Raw genomic sequence first — 17,760 nt, 5'->3', positions numbered from 1 at the left:
CGTCCTTTGTGGACTGACAACCGCTACCCGACGTTCGGCGGGCTGACACCCCACGTCCGGAGGAGCAGCATCGGGGTGGTCACCCATCCCTGCTCCAGATGTGAGGTGAACCAGTGCGGAGAACCCTGCAACTCCTCGCTGCCGCCCTCCTCGCGGTACCGCTGTCAAGCGGCACCGCGACCGCGGCGCCGGCGCCGGACCTCGTCGAACAGGTCCAGCAGGTCGGCCAGGACGAGGTCGTCTCGACCGTCCTGGACGGCCGGCACCAGACCACGACCCTCCGACGACCGGGCTCCTGGTACTTGAAGACGCACTTCACCGGCCTGCGCCTGGTCGCGGGCGACGTGCTCACGGTGTCCGACCCGGCGGGCGGCGAGACCTACCGCTACACCGCCGACGTCACCGCGTCGGGCACCGCGACCGTGGACGGCACGGGCTTCTGGGCCATGTCGGTCACCGGCGACCAGGCCGTGGTCGGCCTGCGCGGCCGGGACGGCGGCCCGGCGCACCCGGCCAGCCGGGTGAAGCTCGACAAGATCACCCGCGGGTACACCGACGCGGAGATGGCCGCGGCGGCGGAACTGGCGCCGAAGAGCGTGTGCGGCACGAACGACTACCGCGACGCCGTCTGCTACCAGTCGAGCAACCCCACCGAGTTCGGCAAGACCAAGGCGGTGGCGAAGCTGCTGCGCAACGGCGGCTCGCTGTGCACGGCCTGGCGGGTCGGCGCGGACAACCGGATGCTGACCAACAACCACTGCTTCACCAGCGGCGCCGGCATCGAGGTGTGGTTCAACTACCAGTGCCCCACCTGCGGCGGCACCGCCACCGCGACGGTCACCAAGGTGCTGGTGTCCTCGGTGCTCAAGACCAGCGCGGCGCTGGACTACACCCTGTTCAGCGTCACGAACTTCGCGTCGCTGGCCTCGTTCGGCTACCTGGAGCTGGACGCGCGGGTGCCCGCGGTCGGCGAGGAGATGTACATCGTCGGCCACCCGGCGGGCAAGCTCAAGAAGCTCTCCCTGCGCGACGACCAGAACGGCGGCGGCTACTGCGCCGTGTCCGCTGTCCGGGTGAACGGCAGCTCGTCGCAGTCCGACATCGCCTACCGGTGCGACACCGAGGGCGGCTCGTCCGGTTCGCCGGTGCTGTCCCGGAGCACGCACAAGGTGATCGGCCTGCACCACTACGGCGGCTGCCCGAACCAGGGCGTCCGCATCGACCTGGTGGCCGCCCAGATCGGCGCGCTGCTCTGACCCCCACGCGGGTCGCGCTCCCGGGCGCGACTCGCGTGACCGGCAGGTTTGGCCGAACCCCGGCCGGGTACGTCGATCCCGTGGACAGCCTGCTCGACTTCGGTGACTTGTTCCCCGGCCTGCGCGTGGAAGACCTCGTGGTGGACTACGACGACGGGGACGACCCGGTGCTGCGGCACCCCGACGGCACGGAGATCGACACCTGGCGGGAGAACTACCCGTACCCGACGCGGTTGACCCGCGAGGAGTACGAGCTGTCCAAGCGGTTGCTCCAGATCGAGCTGCTGAAGCTGCAGTACTGGATCAAGGACACCGGTGGGCGCATGGTCGTCGTGTTCGAGGGGCGTGACGCGGCGGGCAAGGGCGGCACCATCAAGCGGTTCACCGAGCACCTCAACCCGCGCGGGGCGCGGGTGGTGGCGCTGGGCAAGCCGACCGAGCGCGAGCAGGGCGAGTGGTACTTCCAGCGGTACGTCGACCACCTGCCGACCGCCGGCGAGATCGTGCTGTTCGACCGGTCCTGGTACAACCGCGCCGGTGTCGAGCGGGTCATGGGCTACTGCACCGACGAGCAGTACGAGCGCTTCATGCGGCAGGCGCCCACGTTCGAGCGGATGTTGGTGGACGACGGCATCATGCTGGTCAAGCTCTGGTTCTCGGTGTCGCGCGCGGAGCAGCGGACGCGGTTCCTGATCCGGCAGGTCGACCCGGTGCGGCAGTGGAAGCTGAGCCCGAACGACATCAAGTCGCTCGACCGGTGGGACGCCTACACCGAGGCGAAGGTGGCGATGTTCCGGGCCACCGACACCCACGCCGCGCCGTGGACCGTGGTGAAGAGCAACGACAAGAAGCGGGCCCGGGTCGAGGCCATGCGCAGCGTGCTGGCCCGCGTCGACTACGCCGAGAAGGACCCCGAGGTGGTCGGCGAGCCGGACCCGCGGGTGGTCGGCCCGGCGGCCACGCTGCTGGAGGAGGGGGAGGACGAGACCGCGCTCAGCCCGACGCCGCTCGCGAACGCCCACGACGTGGACGCGAGTGACACCGACCCCGGGCCGGGCGTGCACCCCTGACCGCGGACCGCGGTCACGTGGCGGGCGCGCCCTCGACGATCGACAGCCGGGTGCCGGTCGGGAGCACCCTGGTCACGCGCAGGCCCGCCTCGGCGAACAGCGCGTCGAAATCGGCGCGGGTGCGTTCCCGCCCGGGCAGCGAGCTCATCATGAGCAGGTCGATGACCTTGCCCGGGTCGGGGTCGTTGCCGGGCGGGATCACGGCGTCGACAACCAGCACGCGACCGTGCTCGGAGACGGCCTCGCGGCAGTGGCGCAGGATGCGCGCGGACTGCTCGTCGTCCCAGTCGTGCAGGATCCGCTTGATCAGGTAGAAGTCGCCGGGCGGCGCCTCGGCGAAGAAGTCGCCGGCGACCAGGTCCCAGCGGTCGTCCGCGCCGAGCTCGCCGAGCCGGTGCTCCCGCAGCACGTGCGGCTGCTCGAAGAGCACGCCGCGCACGCCCGGGTGCTCGCGCAGCACGGCCAGCAGCAGGCCGCCGTGTCCGCCGCCCAGGTCGACCACCGTGCTCGCCGGCGGGAACTCGCAGGCCCGCGCGACCAGGGGGTTCTCCGGGTCCGACATCGCCGCCATGCCGACGTGGAAGACCGCCGCGGTCTCGGCGTCGCGGGCGAAGTGGTCGAAGAACGGCATCCCGAACAGCCGGTCGAACGGCGAGGTCCCGGTGCGCATGGTCTCCTCCAGCTCGCCCGCCGGCCGCCAGAACGTCCGGTCGGTGAGCATCAGGACCGCCGCGCGGTACGACCCGGGCACGTCGCCGCGCAGCAGCTCGGCGGCGGGGGTGAGCGCGAACCGGCCCGGGGCGTCCTCGGTGAAGATCCCGCGCGTGGCCAGCAGCCGCAACGCCCGGTGCAGGTTGAGCGGGTCGGCGCCGACCGCCTCGGCCAGCTCGGCGACCGGGCGCGGTCCCGCGCCCAGGTGGTCGGCCACGCTCAACGCCGCGACCGCGCGCAGGGCGGCCGAGAACAGGTAGCCCATCGCGTGGTCCATCAGGGCGAAGCGGGGATCGGTCTCCGCCGGCCGTCCGGCCGGTCCGGGCGAGTTCTCCACAGTCGACACGGTCCGCACACTAGCGATGACCGAGAGTCATGACCAGTGGTCGTTCGCCAGGAGGTCGCCGACCGCGCGTCAGCCCTCGTCCTCGGGGTTCTCGGTGTTCTCGGTCGGCTGGACCGACGGCGCGGGCTCCGGGCTGGGCTCGGGGGCCGCGGACGTGGTCGTCGCGGGCGCCGTGGTCGGCTGGACCGTGGTGGTGGGCACGATGGGCGCGGTGGTGTCGCCGTCCGGTCCGGCCGCGGGGTCCGCCGCCTCCACCTCCGCGGCCGCCGGGGCCTCGGCCCGCGTCGTGGCCTGCTGCTGGGCGGTCGCCGCCGCACCCGTGCCGGTGGTCTGCGGCGTCACGATGAACCGGGGCTCCGCCTGGTCCCGCGGCGCGTCCGTCGACCCCGTCGTGCCGGGTGACGCCTGCTGCGTCGTGGACGCGGGCGAGGGGGAGGTCGCCGGCGAGTCGTCCGGGATCACGGCCATGGTGATCGCGAACGCGCCGACCAGCGCGCTCGCCGAGGCCACGAGCACCTGCCACGACGGGCGGCCCGGCGTGCGCGGGAGCTCCTGGGTGTCCGCCTCGGCCACGGCGGCGGGCAGCGGTGCGACGGCGCCGGGCAGCGGTGCGACGGCGGCCGTCAGGATCCGCGCGCAGTCGTGCGCGGTGGGCCGGTCCTCCGGTGCGGCGGACGTCATCCTCGCCACCAGGTCCCGGACGTCGGCGGGCAGGTCGTCGGGGATCACGGGCGGGCGGTGCAGCCGGGCGACCGCCGCCTCCACGTCACCGCCCTCGTACTCGCGCCGCCCGGTCAGGCACTCCAGCAGCACCAGGCCCAGGGCGTAGACGTCGGCCGGGTGGTCGACGTCCTGGCCGAGCACCTGTTCGGGCGCGAGGTAGCCGGCGGTGCCGACCAGCTGGTCGGTGCGGGTCAGCCGGGTGGCGCCGGTCAGGTGGGCCAGGCCGAAGTCCGCGAGGTAGGCGTCGTCCTGGTGGTCGAGCAGGATGTTCGCCGGCTTCACGTCGCGGTGCACCAGGTTGTGGGCGTGCACGTGCGCCAACGCGTCGGCCAGCCGGGCGCCGAGTCGGCGCACCTCGTCCGGCGGCAGCGGGCCGAGGAGCAGCCGGTCGTGCAAGGTCCGGCCTTCGACCAGCCGGAGCACCACGAACGGCGGCGTCGCGGTGGTGTCGGCGTCGTAGACCGACACCAGCGCGGGGTGGGTGAGCCCGGCCAGGACGTGGACCTCGTTGTCGAACCGCCGGGCGGCCTCGGGATCGAAACCGGGCTGCACCAGCTTGACCGCGACGTGCCGGCGCAGCACTGTGTCCCACGCCCGGTGCACTTCTGCCATGCCGCCGATCCCGATGGGCTCGATCAGCCGGTAGCGGTCGGCCAGCACGTTCTCTCCTGCCGAGGGTGACACCTCGTACCTCCGGTCGTGGGAGCAGGACACTTCCGAATGCCCTGATCACGCCGGCGGCAAACAGGTGAGCCCGCCTCGGGTCAGCAGTCGTAGGCGCTGTTCGGGTGCGCGTTCTCGCAATAGCGCACGTGCAGGTGGTTGTCGTGGTTCGGGTACTCGGTGGTGAGGCCTTCGCCGATCAGCACGGGGTCGTTGAAGAACACGAGCGCCACGTGGCCGGGCGCGGCGGCGCGGACGGCCTGCACCAGCCGGCGGGTCGCGTCGCGGTCGTAGGTGGCGGACTGCCACGTGATGCGCCCGGCCGTGCACTGCGCGTCGTCGGTGCGGATCGGCCAGAGGTCCGCGTCGAGGCCCAGCTCGTGACTGGCGTGGCCCGGGATGTCGCCGCCGTGCTCGAACCCGACGTCGCCCAGGGGGATCCGGCCCTGGCCGGTGGCGGCGAACGTCCGGGCGGCGGCTTCCAGCTGGCCGATCGCGGCGCCGGTGCCCCAGTTGGCGCCGCCGTTGCCGTCCGGGTCCTGGTCGCACAGGCCGGCCGCGAGGTCGGGGTGGACGTGGTGCCACAGCAGGTTGCGCCACGTGGTCGGGCCCACGACGCCGTCGGCGCCGATGCCCGCGTGCTGCTGGAACGCGACCACGGCCCCTCGGGTGACGGCGTCGAACGTCCCGGTCACGGCGGCGGACGTGCGTCGCTTCGCGTTGAGCTGGACCTGGAGGGCGCGGACGGCCGGACCGGTGGCGCCCTCCCGGAGGGTGACCGCGAGCTGCGCCCAGGTGTCGGGGCCGACGACGCCGTCCGCGGTCAACCCCTTGGCGCGCTGGAAGTCGCGCACGGCCGCGTCGGTCGCGGGGCCGAAGATCCCGTCGGCGGTCACCTGGCGGCCGTGGTGGTGCAGCAGGTGCTGCGCGGCCAGCACGTCCACGCCGCGGTTGCCGGTGTCCTGGGTGGGGAAGAAGGCTTGGGCGTAGGCGTGTGCGGGCGTCGTGGCCAGGGCGCAGAGGACGACGGCGACCAAGACCGCCGGTGCACGGCTCATCCGGGACTCCTCGCGGGGGTGGGTGGTCGATCGCTGCCAGACAACCGCGCCCGGTGGTGAAGAGTCAACCAACCGGCGGCGGATCGCGAAAATCGCACGCGAACGGCCGTGGTGCCGGACGAGCGCCGGCCGCCTGCGGGCAGGGTTCAGAGCCGCCAGTCGTGGAAGCCCCGGCCCGACTTCCTGCCCAACCGGCCGGCCGCGACCAGTTCCACGAGCAGCGGGCTCGGGGTGTAGGCCGGGTCGGCCAGCAGGTCGCGCAGCACCAGCAGGGTGTCCCGGATGGTGTCCAGGCCGATCAGGTCGGCGGTCCGCAGCGGGCCCATCGGGTGGCCGAAGCAGGACTCGAAGACCTGGTCGACGGTCGCCGCGGGCGCGGTGCCCTCCGCCACGACCTTCACCGCCTCGTTGATGGTCAGCATCAGCACCCGGTTGGTCACGAAGCCGGGCGCGTCCGACACCACGATCGCCTTCTTGCCCAGCGACGACAGCACGTCCGCCGTGCGGGCCATCGTCGCGTCGGACGTCCCCGGGCCGCGCACCACCTCCACGGTGTCCTTCAACGGCGCGGGGTTCATGAAGTGGGTGGCCAGCACGCGGTCCGGCCGGGTGGTCGCGGCGGCCAGCACGCCGACCGGGATCGCCGAGGTGCACGACGCCAGCACGGTGTCCGGCGCGCAGAGGCCGTCCAGGGCCGCGAACAGCCCTTCCTTCACCGGGATCCGCTCCGGGCCGCACTCCACGACGAACCCGCACCCGGCCACGTCGCCGAGGTCGGCCGTCCAGCTCAGCCGGTCGGGCACGAGGTCCGGGTCGGCGGGCGCGGATCCCAGCAACGCCTGCAACCGGAGCCCCCGCCGGACCCGGTCGGGTCCGCCGGCCAGCGCCGCCGGGTCGGGGTCGACCACGACCACCTCGTGCCCGGCCGCGGCGAAGCACTGCGCCACGCCGGTGCCCATGACCCCCGCGCCGACCACGCCGACCTTCACGAACGCCTCCTGCGGGGTGATCGGGTCGGGCCGGCGGTCACGGTCGGCCTCCGGCAAGCGGTCCGGGCCGGCGCGGCGGGTGTCACCGCTGCCTGCCGTCGACCAACCGCACGTGCGCGGGCGGCGGGGGCGGGGTGGGGGAGGTGCGGGCCAGGAGCAGCCGGTCGCCGTCCCGCTCCACCACCTCGAAACCGGCGAACCGGAGCGTCACCAGCATCACCTGGTTGACCGGGGTGCGCAGGAACCGCGCCACCGGACGCCGCCCGCGCGCCAAGGCGTCCCGCACGATGTCGCCCAGCAGCACCGCCCCGACCCCGCGCGACATCACCCGGCACGACATCAGCAGCAGCTCCACCACCGCGTCCCCGCCCCCGTGCGCCACGACCGCGAGCCCGATCGTCCCGTAGTCGCCGAACCGGTCCCTCAACCGCGCCACCAGGACCTCGTGCGACGCCGACGCGCACAGCGCCCGCAGCTCCGCCGCGTCGAACGTGATCCCGGTCGTGTTGAGCTGGTGGGTCCGCACCGTCAGCTCGCCCGCCCGGTCCAGGTCGGCCTCGGTCGCGGGCGCCACGGTCAGCTCCAGCTCCAGCGACGCCAGGAACTCCACCGCCGAACCGCCGAACCGCGACTCCGCCTCCACCCGCCGCCGTTCGGTCAGGTACGACTCGCGCCGCCGCCGCGACTCCGCCGTCACCGTCCCCGGCTGGAACTCCGGCAACGACGCCAACCGCCCCACCTGCTCGGCCGGGTAGCACCGCACCTGCGGCAGCGCCGAAGCGACCTCCGCCCGTTCCACGGCGTCGTTGTCGGCGAACGCGACGGTGTCCAGCCCGATGTTCAGGTCCTCCGCGATCCGGCGCACGGCCTCGGACTTCGCGCCCCAGCCGACCTCCACCGCGCAGAACATCCCGTCGAGGCCGTGCTCGGCGAGGTGCGCCAGCGCCACCGCGTGGTCACCCCGGCTGGCCACCGCGTGCAGGATGCCCCGCTCGTCCAACGCCTTCAGCGCCGCCACCGCCTCCGGGCGCGGCACGGGACGGTCGCCTTCGAGCACGACGCCGTCCCACAAGGTGTCGTCCAGGTCCCAGACCAGGCACTTGACCACCGTCACGACCCACCTCGCAACGCGTAGCCGCCGAGGTGCTGCTCGGCCACCTCGTCGGCGCCCTCGATGACCCGCATGACCGCCGCGTCGCGGTGGAACCGGCCGACCGCGCTGTCCGGCGCGATCCCCGCCGCGCCGTGCAGCCGCACGGCGTGCTCCGCCACCACCGACGCCGCCCGTGCCGCGCCGTACTTCGCCAGCACCGTCTCGGCCAACGCCTCCGGGTCGCCGCGCTCGCGCGACGCCGTGGCGTGGGCGCACAACCGCCGCGCGGCCCGCACCTCCACCAGGCACCGCCCGAGCACCGCCCGCACGGCCGGGTGCGAGGACAGCGGCACGCCGCCCTGCACCCTGGTCTTGACGTGCTCGACCGCGCGCTCCAGGCAGGCCGCCGCCATCCCCGCGCAGCCCCAGGCCACGGTGAACCGCCCGTGGTCCAACGCCGTGCCGACCACGTGCGACAGGCCGAACCCGGGCGGCGCCAGCACCTCGGCCACCGGCACGCCGTCGAAGCCCACGTGCGCGATGCGGGCCGCGCGCAGCCCCAGCTGCCCGGACACCGGCTCCACCGACACGCCCGGCTGCCCGGCCTCCACCAGCACGGCCACCGGCCGCCCGGCCGACGACGCCAGCACCAGGAACACGTCGGCCACCGCGCCGAACGTCACCCACAGCTTGCGGCCGCGCAGCAGACCGCCGTCCAGGGACGTGCTCACCGCCGCCAGGTCGCTGCCCGCGCCGGCCTCCGTCGCCGCGAACCCGGCCACCACCCCGCCCGAGGTCAACGCGGGCAGCCACCGGTCGCGCTGCTCGGCGTCACCCCAGCGCAGCACCGCCGCGGCCACCATGCCCTGCACGGTGACCAGCGCCCGCAGCGCGCTGCACACACCGCCGAAGTCCTCGCACAGCCGGCCCACCTCGGTCGGCGACCAGCCCCGACCGCCGTACCGGACGGGCACGTCGGCGGCCAGGAACCCGGCCTCCGCCACCGCCCGCACGACCTCGGCGGGCACGCCGCCGGACCGGTCCCAGCCGCCCGCGTCCGCGCGCACGGACTCGGCGAACGCCCCGTGGTCCACCGCTCACCGCGCCCCGGCGAGCTTGCCGCGCACGAACGCGGCTATTCGGTTCATGGTCCGGAAGTTGTCCAGGTCGAGGTCTTCGACGTCCACCCGGATGGCGAAGCGCTTTTCCACGTAGGTCACCAGTTCCAACGCGAGCAGCGAGTTCACCAAGCCGAGCGCGAAATAGTCCTGATCGGGTTCCAGGGCACTTTCCGGCAGGGTCGAGGTGAAGAACGACCGGACCTGCTCGACGAGCGTGCCGAGGTCGTCGTCCGTGCCGAAGTCGCTGGCCACGTGACCTCCTCCGGTGAAGTCCCAGGCAACGTAACACGTTCCGGCAAGCGTGGGGGAGCGACGTTCGGTAATTCGCAGCGCGACCGGCGGCTTCGGCTCCCCGAATGGTATGCCGCCGATCGGCGGTTGTCCTCGCACGGGTGGCGCTGGAAACGTCGGCAGCCCGGCCGGCGCATTGGGCGCCAATATCCGGAGTCGACTGGCGGAATTGCGCATGGATGTCGAGCATTTGTCGCCCGCGAACGTCCACGACCTCTTCACGGCGCGCGTGCGCGCCGATCCCGACCACACCGCGGTGGTGTGCGGCCGGGAGCGGCTGACCTTCCGCGACCTCGCCGCGCGGGTCGACCGCGCGGCCGGCGGCCTGCGCGGCGTGCGCCCGGAGGAGCCGGTCGGCCTGCTCCTCGAACGGGGCGTGGACGCGGTCGTGGCGCTGCTGGCCATCCTGAGAGCGGGCGGCGCGGTCGTGCCGCTGGCCGTCGACCTGCCCGACGCGCGCCTGGGCGACCTGCTGGCCGACGCCCGTGCACGGGTCGTGCTGACCCGCGAGTCGCTCGCGCACCGGCTGCCCGGCGTCCGCACCGCGTTCATCGAGGACGACCACCCGCCGGCGGCGGCGGCCCGCGTCACGCCCGACCACCTCGCCTACGTCCTGCACACGTCCGGGTCGACCGGCCGCCCGAACGGCGTCCTGGCCACCCACCGCGGCCTGCTCGCGCTGTTCGCCCACCACGAGTCCGGGCTGTTCGCGCACCCCGCGCGGCTGAAGGTCGCCCACACCGCCGGCCTGGGCTTCGACGCGATGTGGCTGCCGCTGCTGTGGATGCTGGCCGGGCACGAGGTCCACGTGATCGACGACGACACGCTCGCCGACCCCCGGACCCTGGTCGACCACGTCGTGCGCACCGGGATCGACGTGCTGGACGAGACGCCGTCACGGCTGCGCGAGCTCCTGCGCGCCGGCCTGCTCGCCGGCGACCGCCGACCCGGGATCGTGGTCACCGGCGGCGAACCGGTCGACCCGGACCTGTGCGCGAGCCTGGTCGCCGCGGGCGTCACCGCCCACAACGCCTACGGCACCACCGAAGTCGCGGTGGAGAGCCTGCTGTGCCCGGTGACCGAGGTCGACCACGCGGTGCTGGGCCGCCCGATCGCCGGCGCCCGCGCCCACGTGCTGGACGAGCACCTGCGCCCGGCCGACGAGGGTGAGCTGTACCTGGCCGGCCCCGGCCTGGCGCGCGGCTACCTCGGCCGGGCCGGGCTGACCGCCGCGTCGTTCGTGGCCGACCCGCACGGCCCGCCGGGCAGTCGGATGTACCGCACCGGCGACCTGGTGCGCCGCCGCCCGGACGGCCTGCTCGACCACCTCGGCCGGACCGGCGGGCACGTCAAGGTGCGCGGCGCGCGGGTCGACCCGGGCGAGGTCGAGGCGGCGTTGCTGCGGCACCCGGACGTGTCCGCCGCCGCCGTGGTGCTCCGGGACGCCAGGCTGGTCGCGTACGTCGTGACCGACCGGCCGCCGGAGGCGCTGCGGTCGCACCTCGCGGAGCTCCTGCCCGCCCCGGCGGTGCCGTCGCTGATCGTGCCGCTGGCCGCGCTCCCGTTGACCGCCAACGGCAAGCTCGACCGCGACCACCTGCCGGAGCCCCCGCGACCCGGGCCCGTGACGCCGCCCCGCACCCCGGCGGAGGAGCGGGTGGCCGCCGTGTGGCAGGACGTGCTGGGCGTCGAGCGGGTCGGCGCGCACGACGACTTCGTGGCGCTGGGCGGTGACTCCATCCTGGCCATGCGGGTCGTGGCGGCGCTGGACCGCGACCTGCCCGCACGGCGGGTGTTCGCGCTGCGCACGGTCGAGGCGCTCGCGGCGGAGCTGTCCGCCGACCGCGACCGGCCGGAGGCGCCCGCCACGACGGGCGGGACGTCCGCGCCGCTGTCGTTCGCCCAGGAACGCCTGTGGTTCCTGGACCAGTTCTCGCCCGGCGGGGCCGAGTACACCACCGCGGCCGGGTTCCGGCTGCGCGGCCACCTCGACCTGGACGCCCTGGGCGTCGCGCTGACCCGGCTGGTCGCCCGGCACGAGCAGCTGCGCACCACGTTCCACACCGTCGACGGCCGCGGCGCCCAGGTCGTCGGACCGCCCTACGAGGTCCGCCCGGAGCTGGGCGCGGAAACCGACCTCGTCGACTTCGTCGCCCGACCGTTCGACCTGGGCGCCGGACCGCTGCTGCGCGCGGCCGTGCTGGCCGCCGGGGACGGGCACCTGCTCGTGCTGTGCCTGCACCACATCGTCACCGACGGCTGGTCGATGGGCGTGCTGGCCGACGAGCTGGGCCGGTGCTACTCCGCCGCGGCGCGCGGCGCGGAAGCCGACCTCGGGCCGTTGCCCCTGCGCTACACCGACTTCGCCCGCCGGCAGCGCGCCGGGCTGACCGGGGCCGTGCTGGACGCGCAGCTCGCCCACTGGGAACGGCGGCTGGCCGGGATGGCGGCGCTCGACCTGCCGACCGACCGGCCGCGCCCACCCGTGCGGACGACGGCCGGCGCGACCCACCGCCGCACCCTGCCGGCCGGCGTCGCCTCGGGGCTGGCGGAGCTGGGCCGAGCGCACGGCGCGACGCTGTTCACCACGCTCGTCGCGGCCACGCAGGCGTTCCTGGCACGCCTGAGCGGTCAGCGCGACATCGCCGTCGGCACGGTCACCTCCGGCCGCGACCACCCCGACCTGGCCGGTCTCGTCGGCTTCTTCGTCAACACCGTGGTGATCCGCTCGCAGGTCGACCCCCGACTGTCCTTCGCGGACCACCTGGCCCGGGTCAAGGCGACCGTCCGCGACGCGCTCGACCACGACGAGGTGCCGTTCCACCGGCTGGTGGAGCTGCTGCGGCCCGACCGCGACGCCGCCCGCTCACCACTGGTCGACGTGGTGGTGGCGCTGCAGAACGCGCCGGCCGCGCCGCCCGTCCTGGCCGGCCTCGACGTGGAGGAGTTCGACCCGCCGCGCCACGCCGCCGCGTTCGACCTGACCCTGGAGTTCACCCGCGACGCCCGCGGGCTGCACCTGGCCGTGGAGCACAGCACCGACCTGTTCGACGCCGCCACCGTCACCCGGCTGGTCGACCGGTTCGCGGTGCTGCTCGCGGACGTCACCGCCGACCCGGGCCGGCCGCTGTCCCGGTTGCGGCTGCTCGCGCCGGACGAACGACAGCGGGTGCTGCACGACTGGACCTCCGGCGCGCCGAGCCCGGACCGCACGGTCACCGGCCGCTTCGCCGAACGCGTCGCCGAACGGCCCGACGCGGTCGCCGTGACCTGCGACGGCACGTCCCTCACCTACCGCGAGCTCGACGCGGCGACCAACCGGCTGGCCAACGGCCTGCTGGCCGGTGGCGTGCGGCCCGAGGACCGCGTCGGCCTGTGCGCGCCACGCGGCCTGCCCGCGGTCATCGCGCTGCTCGGCATCCTCAAGGCGGGCGCCGCGTTCGTGCCGCTGGACCCCGGCTACCCGCCGACCCGGCTGGCCGACATGATCGCCGACTCCGGCGCCCGCCTGGTGCTCGCGCCCGCCGACCTGCGCGACCGGCTGCCCGCCGACGTCGAGGTCGTCGACCCGGGCTCGCACGCCGCACGGCCGGCGCACGCGCCACCGGTCGTGGTGCGGCCCCGCAACGCCGCGTACGTCATGTTCACCTCCGGCTCCACCGGCCGGCCCAAGGGCGTGCTGGTCGAGCACCGGTCGGTCGCCCGGCTCGCCGAGGGCGACCCGTTCCCGATCGGCCCGCACGACGTGGTGGCGCAGTGCTCCACGCTGTCGTTCGACGCCTCCACGTTCGAGATCTGGGCCGCGCTGCTGTCCGGCGCCCGGCTGGCGGTGTCCTCGGGCACCCTGCTGTCCGGGGACGACGTGCGCGGGTTCGTCGCCGCGCACGGCGTCACCGTGCTGTGGCTGACCGCCGGCCTGTTCCACGAGATTGCCGCCGCCGACCCCGGCGCGTTCACCGGGTTGCGCCAGCTCGGCAGCGGCGGCGACGTGATCTCGCCCGAGCACTGCGCCGCCGTGCTGCGGCACGTGCCCGACCTGCGGATCGTGGACGGCTACGGCCCCACCGAGGGCACCACGTTCGCCTCCGCGCACGTGGTGCGCCCGGCGGACCTGGCGGGTCGGCTGCCGATCGGGCGGCCGGTCACCGGAGCCCGCTGCTACGTGCTGGACGAGAACCTCGACCCGGCGCCGGTCGGCACGCCCGGCCAGCTGCACCTCGGCGGCGCCGGCCTGGCGCGCGGCTACCTCGGCCACCCCGGGCTGACCGCGCAGCGCTTCGTCGCGGACCCGTTCGGGGACGGCGGCAGGCTCTACCGCACGGGTGACGTGGTGCGCTGGCGCGCCGACGGGCTCCTCGAGTTCCTGGGCCGCGCCGACGACCAGGTCAAGATCCGCGGGTTCCGGGTCGAGCCGGGCGAGGTCGAAGCGGCCCTGCGCCGCCACCCGGACGTCACCGAGGTCGTCGTCGTGCCGCACGAGCACGTGCCGGGGCACCGGCAGCTCGTCGCCTACGTCGTCGCGGGCGCGGGCGCCGACGAGCTGCGCGGGTTCCTGGCCGACCGGCTGCCGCCGCACCTCGTGCCCGCCGTGTTCGTGCCGCTGCCCGCGTTGCCGCTCATGGTCAACGGCAAGGTGGACCGCCGGGCCCTGCCACCCCCGCGCGCGCGCTCGACCCGCACCCACGTCCCGCCGTCGGGACCGCACGAGGAAGCGCTGGCCCGCGCGTGGGCGGAGGTGCTGGGCGTCGAGCGGGTCGGCGCGGACGACAACTTCTTCGCCCTCGGCGGCGACTCGATCCTCAGCATCCAGGTGGTGTCGCGGGCCCGGGAGCTGGGCGTGTCGGTGACGCCGCGGGACGTGTTCCTGCACCAGACCCTCGCCGCGGTCGCCGCGCACGCCACCACCGGGGGGACCGCGCCCGCGGAGCCCGCGACCGGCGCCGTGCCGCTGACACCGGTCCAGCGGTGGTTCCTGGCCACGTCGCCGAACCCGGCGCACTTCACCCAGTGGGTGGAGGTCGAGCTGGACCCGGACGTGGACGTCGCGGCGCTGCGGGCGGCGGTCGAGGCGCTGCCGGTCCGGCACGACCTGCTGCGCGCGCGGTTCTCCCGGGTCGACGGGCAGTGGGCGCAGCACGTGCCGGACGAGGTCGGCGAGGTCTTCTTCGCCGAGGTGGAGCCGGAGCTGCCGCCGGCCGGCGGGCCCCTGTTCCGGGCGGTGCTGTCGACCGGGCGGCTGGTGCTGTCCGCGCACCACCTGGTCGTGGACGGCGTGTCCTGGCGGATCCTGCTGGAGGACCTGGCCACCGGCTACCGGCAGGCCGTCGCCGGCGAGGATGTCGACCTCGGGCCGAGGACGACCTCGTTCCGCGAGTGGGCGCGGCGGCTGCGGGCGCACGCCGAGGCCGGCGGGTTCGCCGAACACCTCCCGTACTGGGAGACCGCCGTGTCCGGGACGGTCGCGGACCACCTGCCCGAGCACCCGGCGGCGGAGGCGGCGGAGCTGCCCGAGCGGACGGTGGCGGTGCGGCTGCCCGCCGAGGAGACGGCCGCGCTGCTGCGCGGCGCTTCGGCCGCCTACCGCGCCGGGGCCGAGGACGTGCTGGTCGCCGCGATCGGGAAGGTGCTGTCGCGGTGGAGCGGACTGGACCGCGTGCCGCTGGAGCTGGAGGGGCACGGGCGGGAGGACCTGTTCGCCGGGGTCGACCTGTCCCGCACGGTCGGCTGGTTCACCGCGCTGTTCCCGTTCACCGCACCGGCGCCCGGCCCTGACTGGGGCGCGGCGGTGCGGGCGGTGAAGGAGCGGTTGCGCGCCGCGCACCGGCACGGGGTGAGCCACGGCGCCCTGCGGTGGCTGACCGCGACCCATCCCGCCGGGCACCGGCCGTTGGCGCGGGTGAACTACCTGGGGCGGTTCGACGCCGCGTTCGCCCGCGTGCCCGGCGGTGTCCGGCTGGCCAAGCCGCCGACGACCGCCCCTCGGCTCGACGTCACGGCCGCCGTCACCCCGTCCGGCGAGCTGGAGGTCGAGTGGGCGCACGCGCCGGACGCACACCCCACGCCGGTGGTGGCCCGGCTCGCCGAGGACGTGCTGACCGCGTTGCGGGAGATCTCCGCGCACTGCGCCGGACCGGGCGCGGGCGGCGTCACGCCGTCGGACTTCCCGCTGGCCGGGCTGACGCAGGAGGAGCTGGACCGGATCGCGGGCGACGGGCGGTCGGTCGAGGACGTGTACCCGCTCACCCCGGTGCAGGCCGGGATGCTGTTCCACAGCTTGTCCCAGCCGGGCGCGTACGTGGAGCAGCTGCACCTGACCCTGCCCGACGCGTCACCGGACGGGCTGGCCCGGGCGTGGCGGCGGGTGGTCGACGCGATCCCGGCGCTGCGCACCACCGTGGTGTGGGAGGGGGTGCGCTCGCCGGTCCAGGTGGTGTGGCGGTCGGTCGAGACGCCGATCGCCCGGCACGACTGGGCCGACGCCGACGAGGCCGACGGGCAGCGGTGGCGGCGGTTGGTGGCGGACGACCGCGCGGCGGGGTTCGACCTGTCGAAGCCGTTGACGCGGTTGACGTTCGTGCGCACCGGTGATCGGGCCGTCCGTCTGCTGTGGACCTTCCACCACCTGGTGCTGGACGGCTGGAGCGCATTCCAGGTGCTGTCGGAGGTCTTGGGCGAGCCCCGGGCGCGGCGGCCGTTCCGCGACCACGTGGCGCGGGTGTTGAGCCAGGACCCGGGGGAGGAGCGGTGGCGGGCGGCGCTGTCGGGGTTCCGCGGGCCGACCGCGCTGCCCTACGACCGGCCACCGGACCGCGCGCACCTCTCGTGCTCCTCGGCGGTGTGCCAGGTCGAGGCGCCTGACGGCGTGCGCGCGTTCGCCCGGCGCAACCGGTTGACGTTGAGCACGGTGGTGCAGGGCGCGTGGGCGTTGCTGCTCGCCCGGCACGGCGGCACGCGGGACGTGTGCTTCGGCTTGGTGGTGTCGGGGCGGACGCCGGACCTGCCCGGCGCGGACACCGTGGTGGGGATGCTGGTCAACACCGTGCCGGTGCGGTTGCGGGTGCGGACCGAGGACGTGCCGGGCTGGTTGGCGGGCGTGCAGGCGCAGGGGCGCCCGGCCGAGCACGCCGCGTTGACCGACATCCGGCGGTGGGCGGGGCTGCCGGCCGGGACGCGCCTGTTCGACAGCGTCGTGGTGGTGGAGAACTACCCGGTGGACGAGGGCCTCGCCGCCGTGGACGTGCAGGCAGTGGAGAGCACGAACTACCCGCTGCACCTCGTGGTGCACGACGCCGAGCCGTTGGTGGTGCAGCTCGGCTACGACCCGGCCCTGTTCGACGCGACGACCGCCGCCGGCCTGGTCGAGGAGTTCGTCGCGCTGCTGACCGGCCTGGCGGACACCACGCTGCCGCCGGCGGCCGACGACGAACCGCCCGCACGACCGCCGGTCGCCGCTCCGCCGCGCTTCGTGCCGCCCGCCACGCCGGGCGAGCGGGCCGTCGCGGAGGTGCTCGGCGAGGTGCTCGGGGTGCGGCGGGTCGGGCGGGCGGACGACTTCTTCGCGCTGGGCGGCGACTCCGTCCTCGCCATCCGGGTCGCCGCCCGCCTGCGGCCGATCTTCGGGCGGACCGTGCCGCCCCGGACCCTGTTCGACCACCCGACGGTCGGCGCGCTCGCCGCGACCCTCGGCGCGACCGCCGCCGAGGACGCCGAGACGCGGGACTACCAGCTGTGACGACGGAGGCCGCAGTGCGGGACGAGGACATCGCCATCATCGGGGTCGCCACGCTGCTCCCCGGCTCGACGGGGCTCGACGGTCTGCACCGGCTGCTGGCCGAGGGCGCCGACCTCGTCGGACAGCCGTCGCCGACCCGCGTGCGCCACACCGGCGGCCACCCCGGCACGCGGTACCTGCCCATGGCCCACCTCGACCGGATCGACCTGTTCGACCACCGGTTCTTCGGCATCTCCCGCCGCGAGGCCGAGATGATGGACCCCACCAGCGGCTCCTGCTCCAACTGGCGCACGAGGCGATCGAGAACGCGTGCCTGGCGCCCGGCTCGCTGCGCGGCTCGCGCACCGCCGTCGTGCTCGGCCACTCGCAGTCCGACTACGAGACCCTGTACCAGGGCGACGACCCGCACCAGACGCTCGGCGCGCTGTCGGCGTCCTCGGCCGCCCGGATCTCCTACCACCTCGACCTCACCGGACCGGCGTACGTCGTCGACACGGCGTGCAGCAGCAGCCTCACCGCGCTGGCGGGCGCGGTGGACGCGTTGCGCAAGGGCACCGCGGACCTGGCGCTGGCGGGCGGGGTCAGCGTGCGTCCGGTGTTGTTCACCGACCAGACCCACACGCCCGTGCGGGGCGTGGAGTCCACCGACGGGCACTGCCGGCCGTTCGACGAGCGCGCCACCGGAGCCACGGCGGGTGAGGGCGGCG

General features: G+C 74.9%; 10 protein-coding genes and 1 pseudogene. 4 read left to right on the top strand and 7 right to left on the bottom strand.

What is annotated here, in order from left to right; all coding sequences use genetic code 11:
- The first annotated feature begins 113 nt into the window (after positions 1–113).
- Entirely contained in the window at positions 114–1,256 is a 1,143-nt protein-coding gene (locus IOD16_RS21150; protein ID WP_201435819.1) for a trypsin-like serine peptidase, read from the top strand.
- 89 nt (positions 1,257–1,345) lie between these two features.
- On the top strand, positions 1,346–2,326 hold the full coding sequence (ppk2, locus tag IOD16_RS21145) for a polyphosphate kinase 2 (RefSeq protein ID WP_201441487.1): 981 nt from the start codon (positions 1,346–1,348) through the stop codon (positions 2,324–2,326).
- A 13-nt stretch (positions 2,327–2,339) separates the two neighbouring features.
- Here ppk2 and IOD16_RS21140 read toward each other — a convergent pair whose 3' ends face one another.
- The 7 genes from IOD16_RS21140 to IOD16_RS21110 all read right to left on the bottom strand — a co-directional run bounded on the left by IOD16_RS21140 (position 2,340) and on the right by IOD16_RS21110 (position 9,282).
- Positions 2,340–3,383, bottom strand: a complete 1,044-nt coding sequence (locus tag IOD16_RS21140; protein WP_201435818.1) for a methyltransferase — start codon at positions 3,381–3,383, stop codon at positions 2,340–2,342.
- A gap of 69 nt (positions 3,384–3,452) precedes the next feature.
- A complete protein-coding gene (locus tag IOD16_RS21135; RefSeq protein ID WP_201435817.1) occupies positions 3,453–4,766 on the bottom strand; it encodes a serine/threonine-protein kinase in 1,314 nt (437 codons plus the stop codon).
- A 104-nt stretch (positions 4,767–4,870) separates the two neighbouring features.
- Entirely contained in the window at positions 4,871–5,827 is a 957-nt protein-coding gene (locus IOD16_RS21130; RefSeq protein ID WP_201435816.1) for a penicillin-insensitive murein endopeptidase, read from the bottom strand.
- Between the two features lie 146 nt (positions 5,828–5,973).
- Positions 5,974–6,816 carry a 3-hydroxyacyl-CoA dehydrogenase family protein gene (locus IOD16_RS21125; protein ID WP_201441486.1) on the bottom strand — a complete coding sequence of 281 codons (843 nt, stop codon included), beginning with the start codon at positions 6,814–6,816 and terminating at the stop codon, positions 5,974–5,976.
- A gap of 82 nt (positions 6,817–6,898) precedes the next feature.
- Positions 6,899–7,930: an HAD-IIIC family phosphatase gene (locus tag IOD16_RS21120; protein WP_201435815.1), complete on the bottom strand. Its 1,032-nt coding sequence runs from the start codon at positions 7,928–7,930 to the stop codon at positions 6,899–6,901.
- Positions 7,927–9,003, bottom strand: a complete 1,077-nt coding sequence (locus IOD16_RS21115; RefSeq protein WP_201435814.1) for an acyl-CoA dehydrogenase family protein — start codon at positions 9,001–9,003, stop codon at positions 7,927–7,929. Before IOD16_RS21115 ends, IOD16_RS21120 begins: the two co-directional genes overlap by 4 nt.
- Positions 9,004–9,006: 3 nt before the next feature.
- Positions 9,007–9,282, bottom strand: coding sequence for an acyl carrier protein (locus IOD16_RS21110; protein WP_201435813.1), 276 nt, complete (start codon positions 9,280–9,282; stop codon positions 9,007–9,009).
- Positions 9,283–9,496: 214 nt separating this feature from the next.
- Here IOD16_RS21110 and IOD16_RS21105 point away from each other — a divergent pair, with 214 nt between their 5' ends.
- Both IOD16_RS21105 and IOD16_RS41525 read left to right on the top strand, forming a co-directional pair.
- Positions 9,497–17,053 carry a non-ribosomal peptide synthetase gene (locus tag IOD16_RS21105; RefSeq protein WP_201435812.1) on the top strand — a complete coding sequence of 2,519 codons (7,557 nt, stop codon included), beginning with the start codon at positions 9,497–9,499 and terminating at the stop codon, positions 17,051–17,053.
- Positions 17,050–17,732: pseudogene (locus tag IOD16_RS41525) on the top strand (polyketide synthase); the annotation flags it as partial. The gene IOD16_RS21105 and the pseudogene IOD16_RS41525, both read left to right, overlap by 4 nt.
- Positions 17,733–17,760: the final 28 nt, after the last annotated feature.

Source organism: Saccharothrix sp. 6-C (genome assembly GCF_016695385.1).
In the GTDB taxonomy this organism is placed as follows: domain Bacteria; phylum Actinomycetota; class Actinomycetes; order Mycobacteriales; family Pseudonocardiaceae; genus Actinosynnema; species Actinosynnema texasense.
Note: the sequence above shows the minus strand (reverse complement) of the source record. Positions and strands in the feature narration are given on the sequence as shown.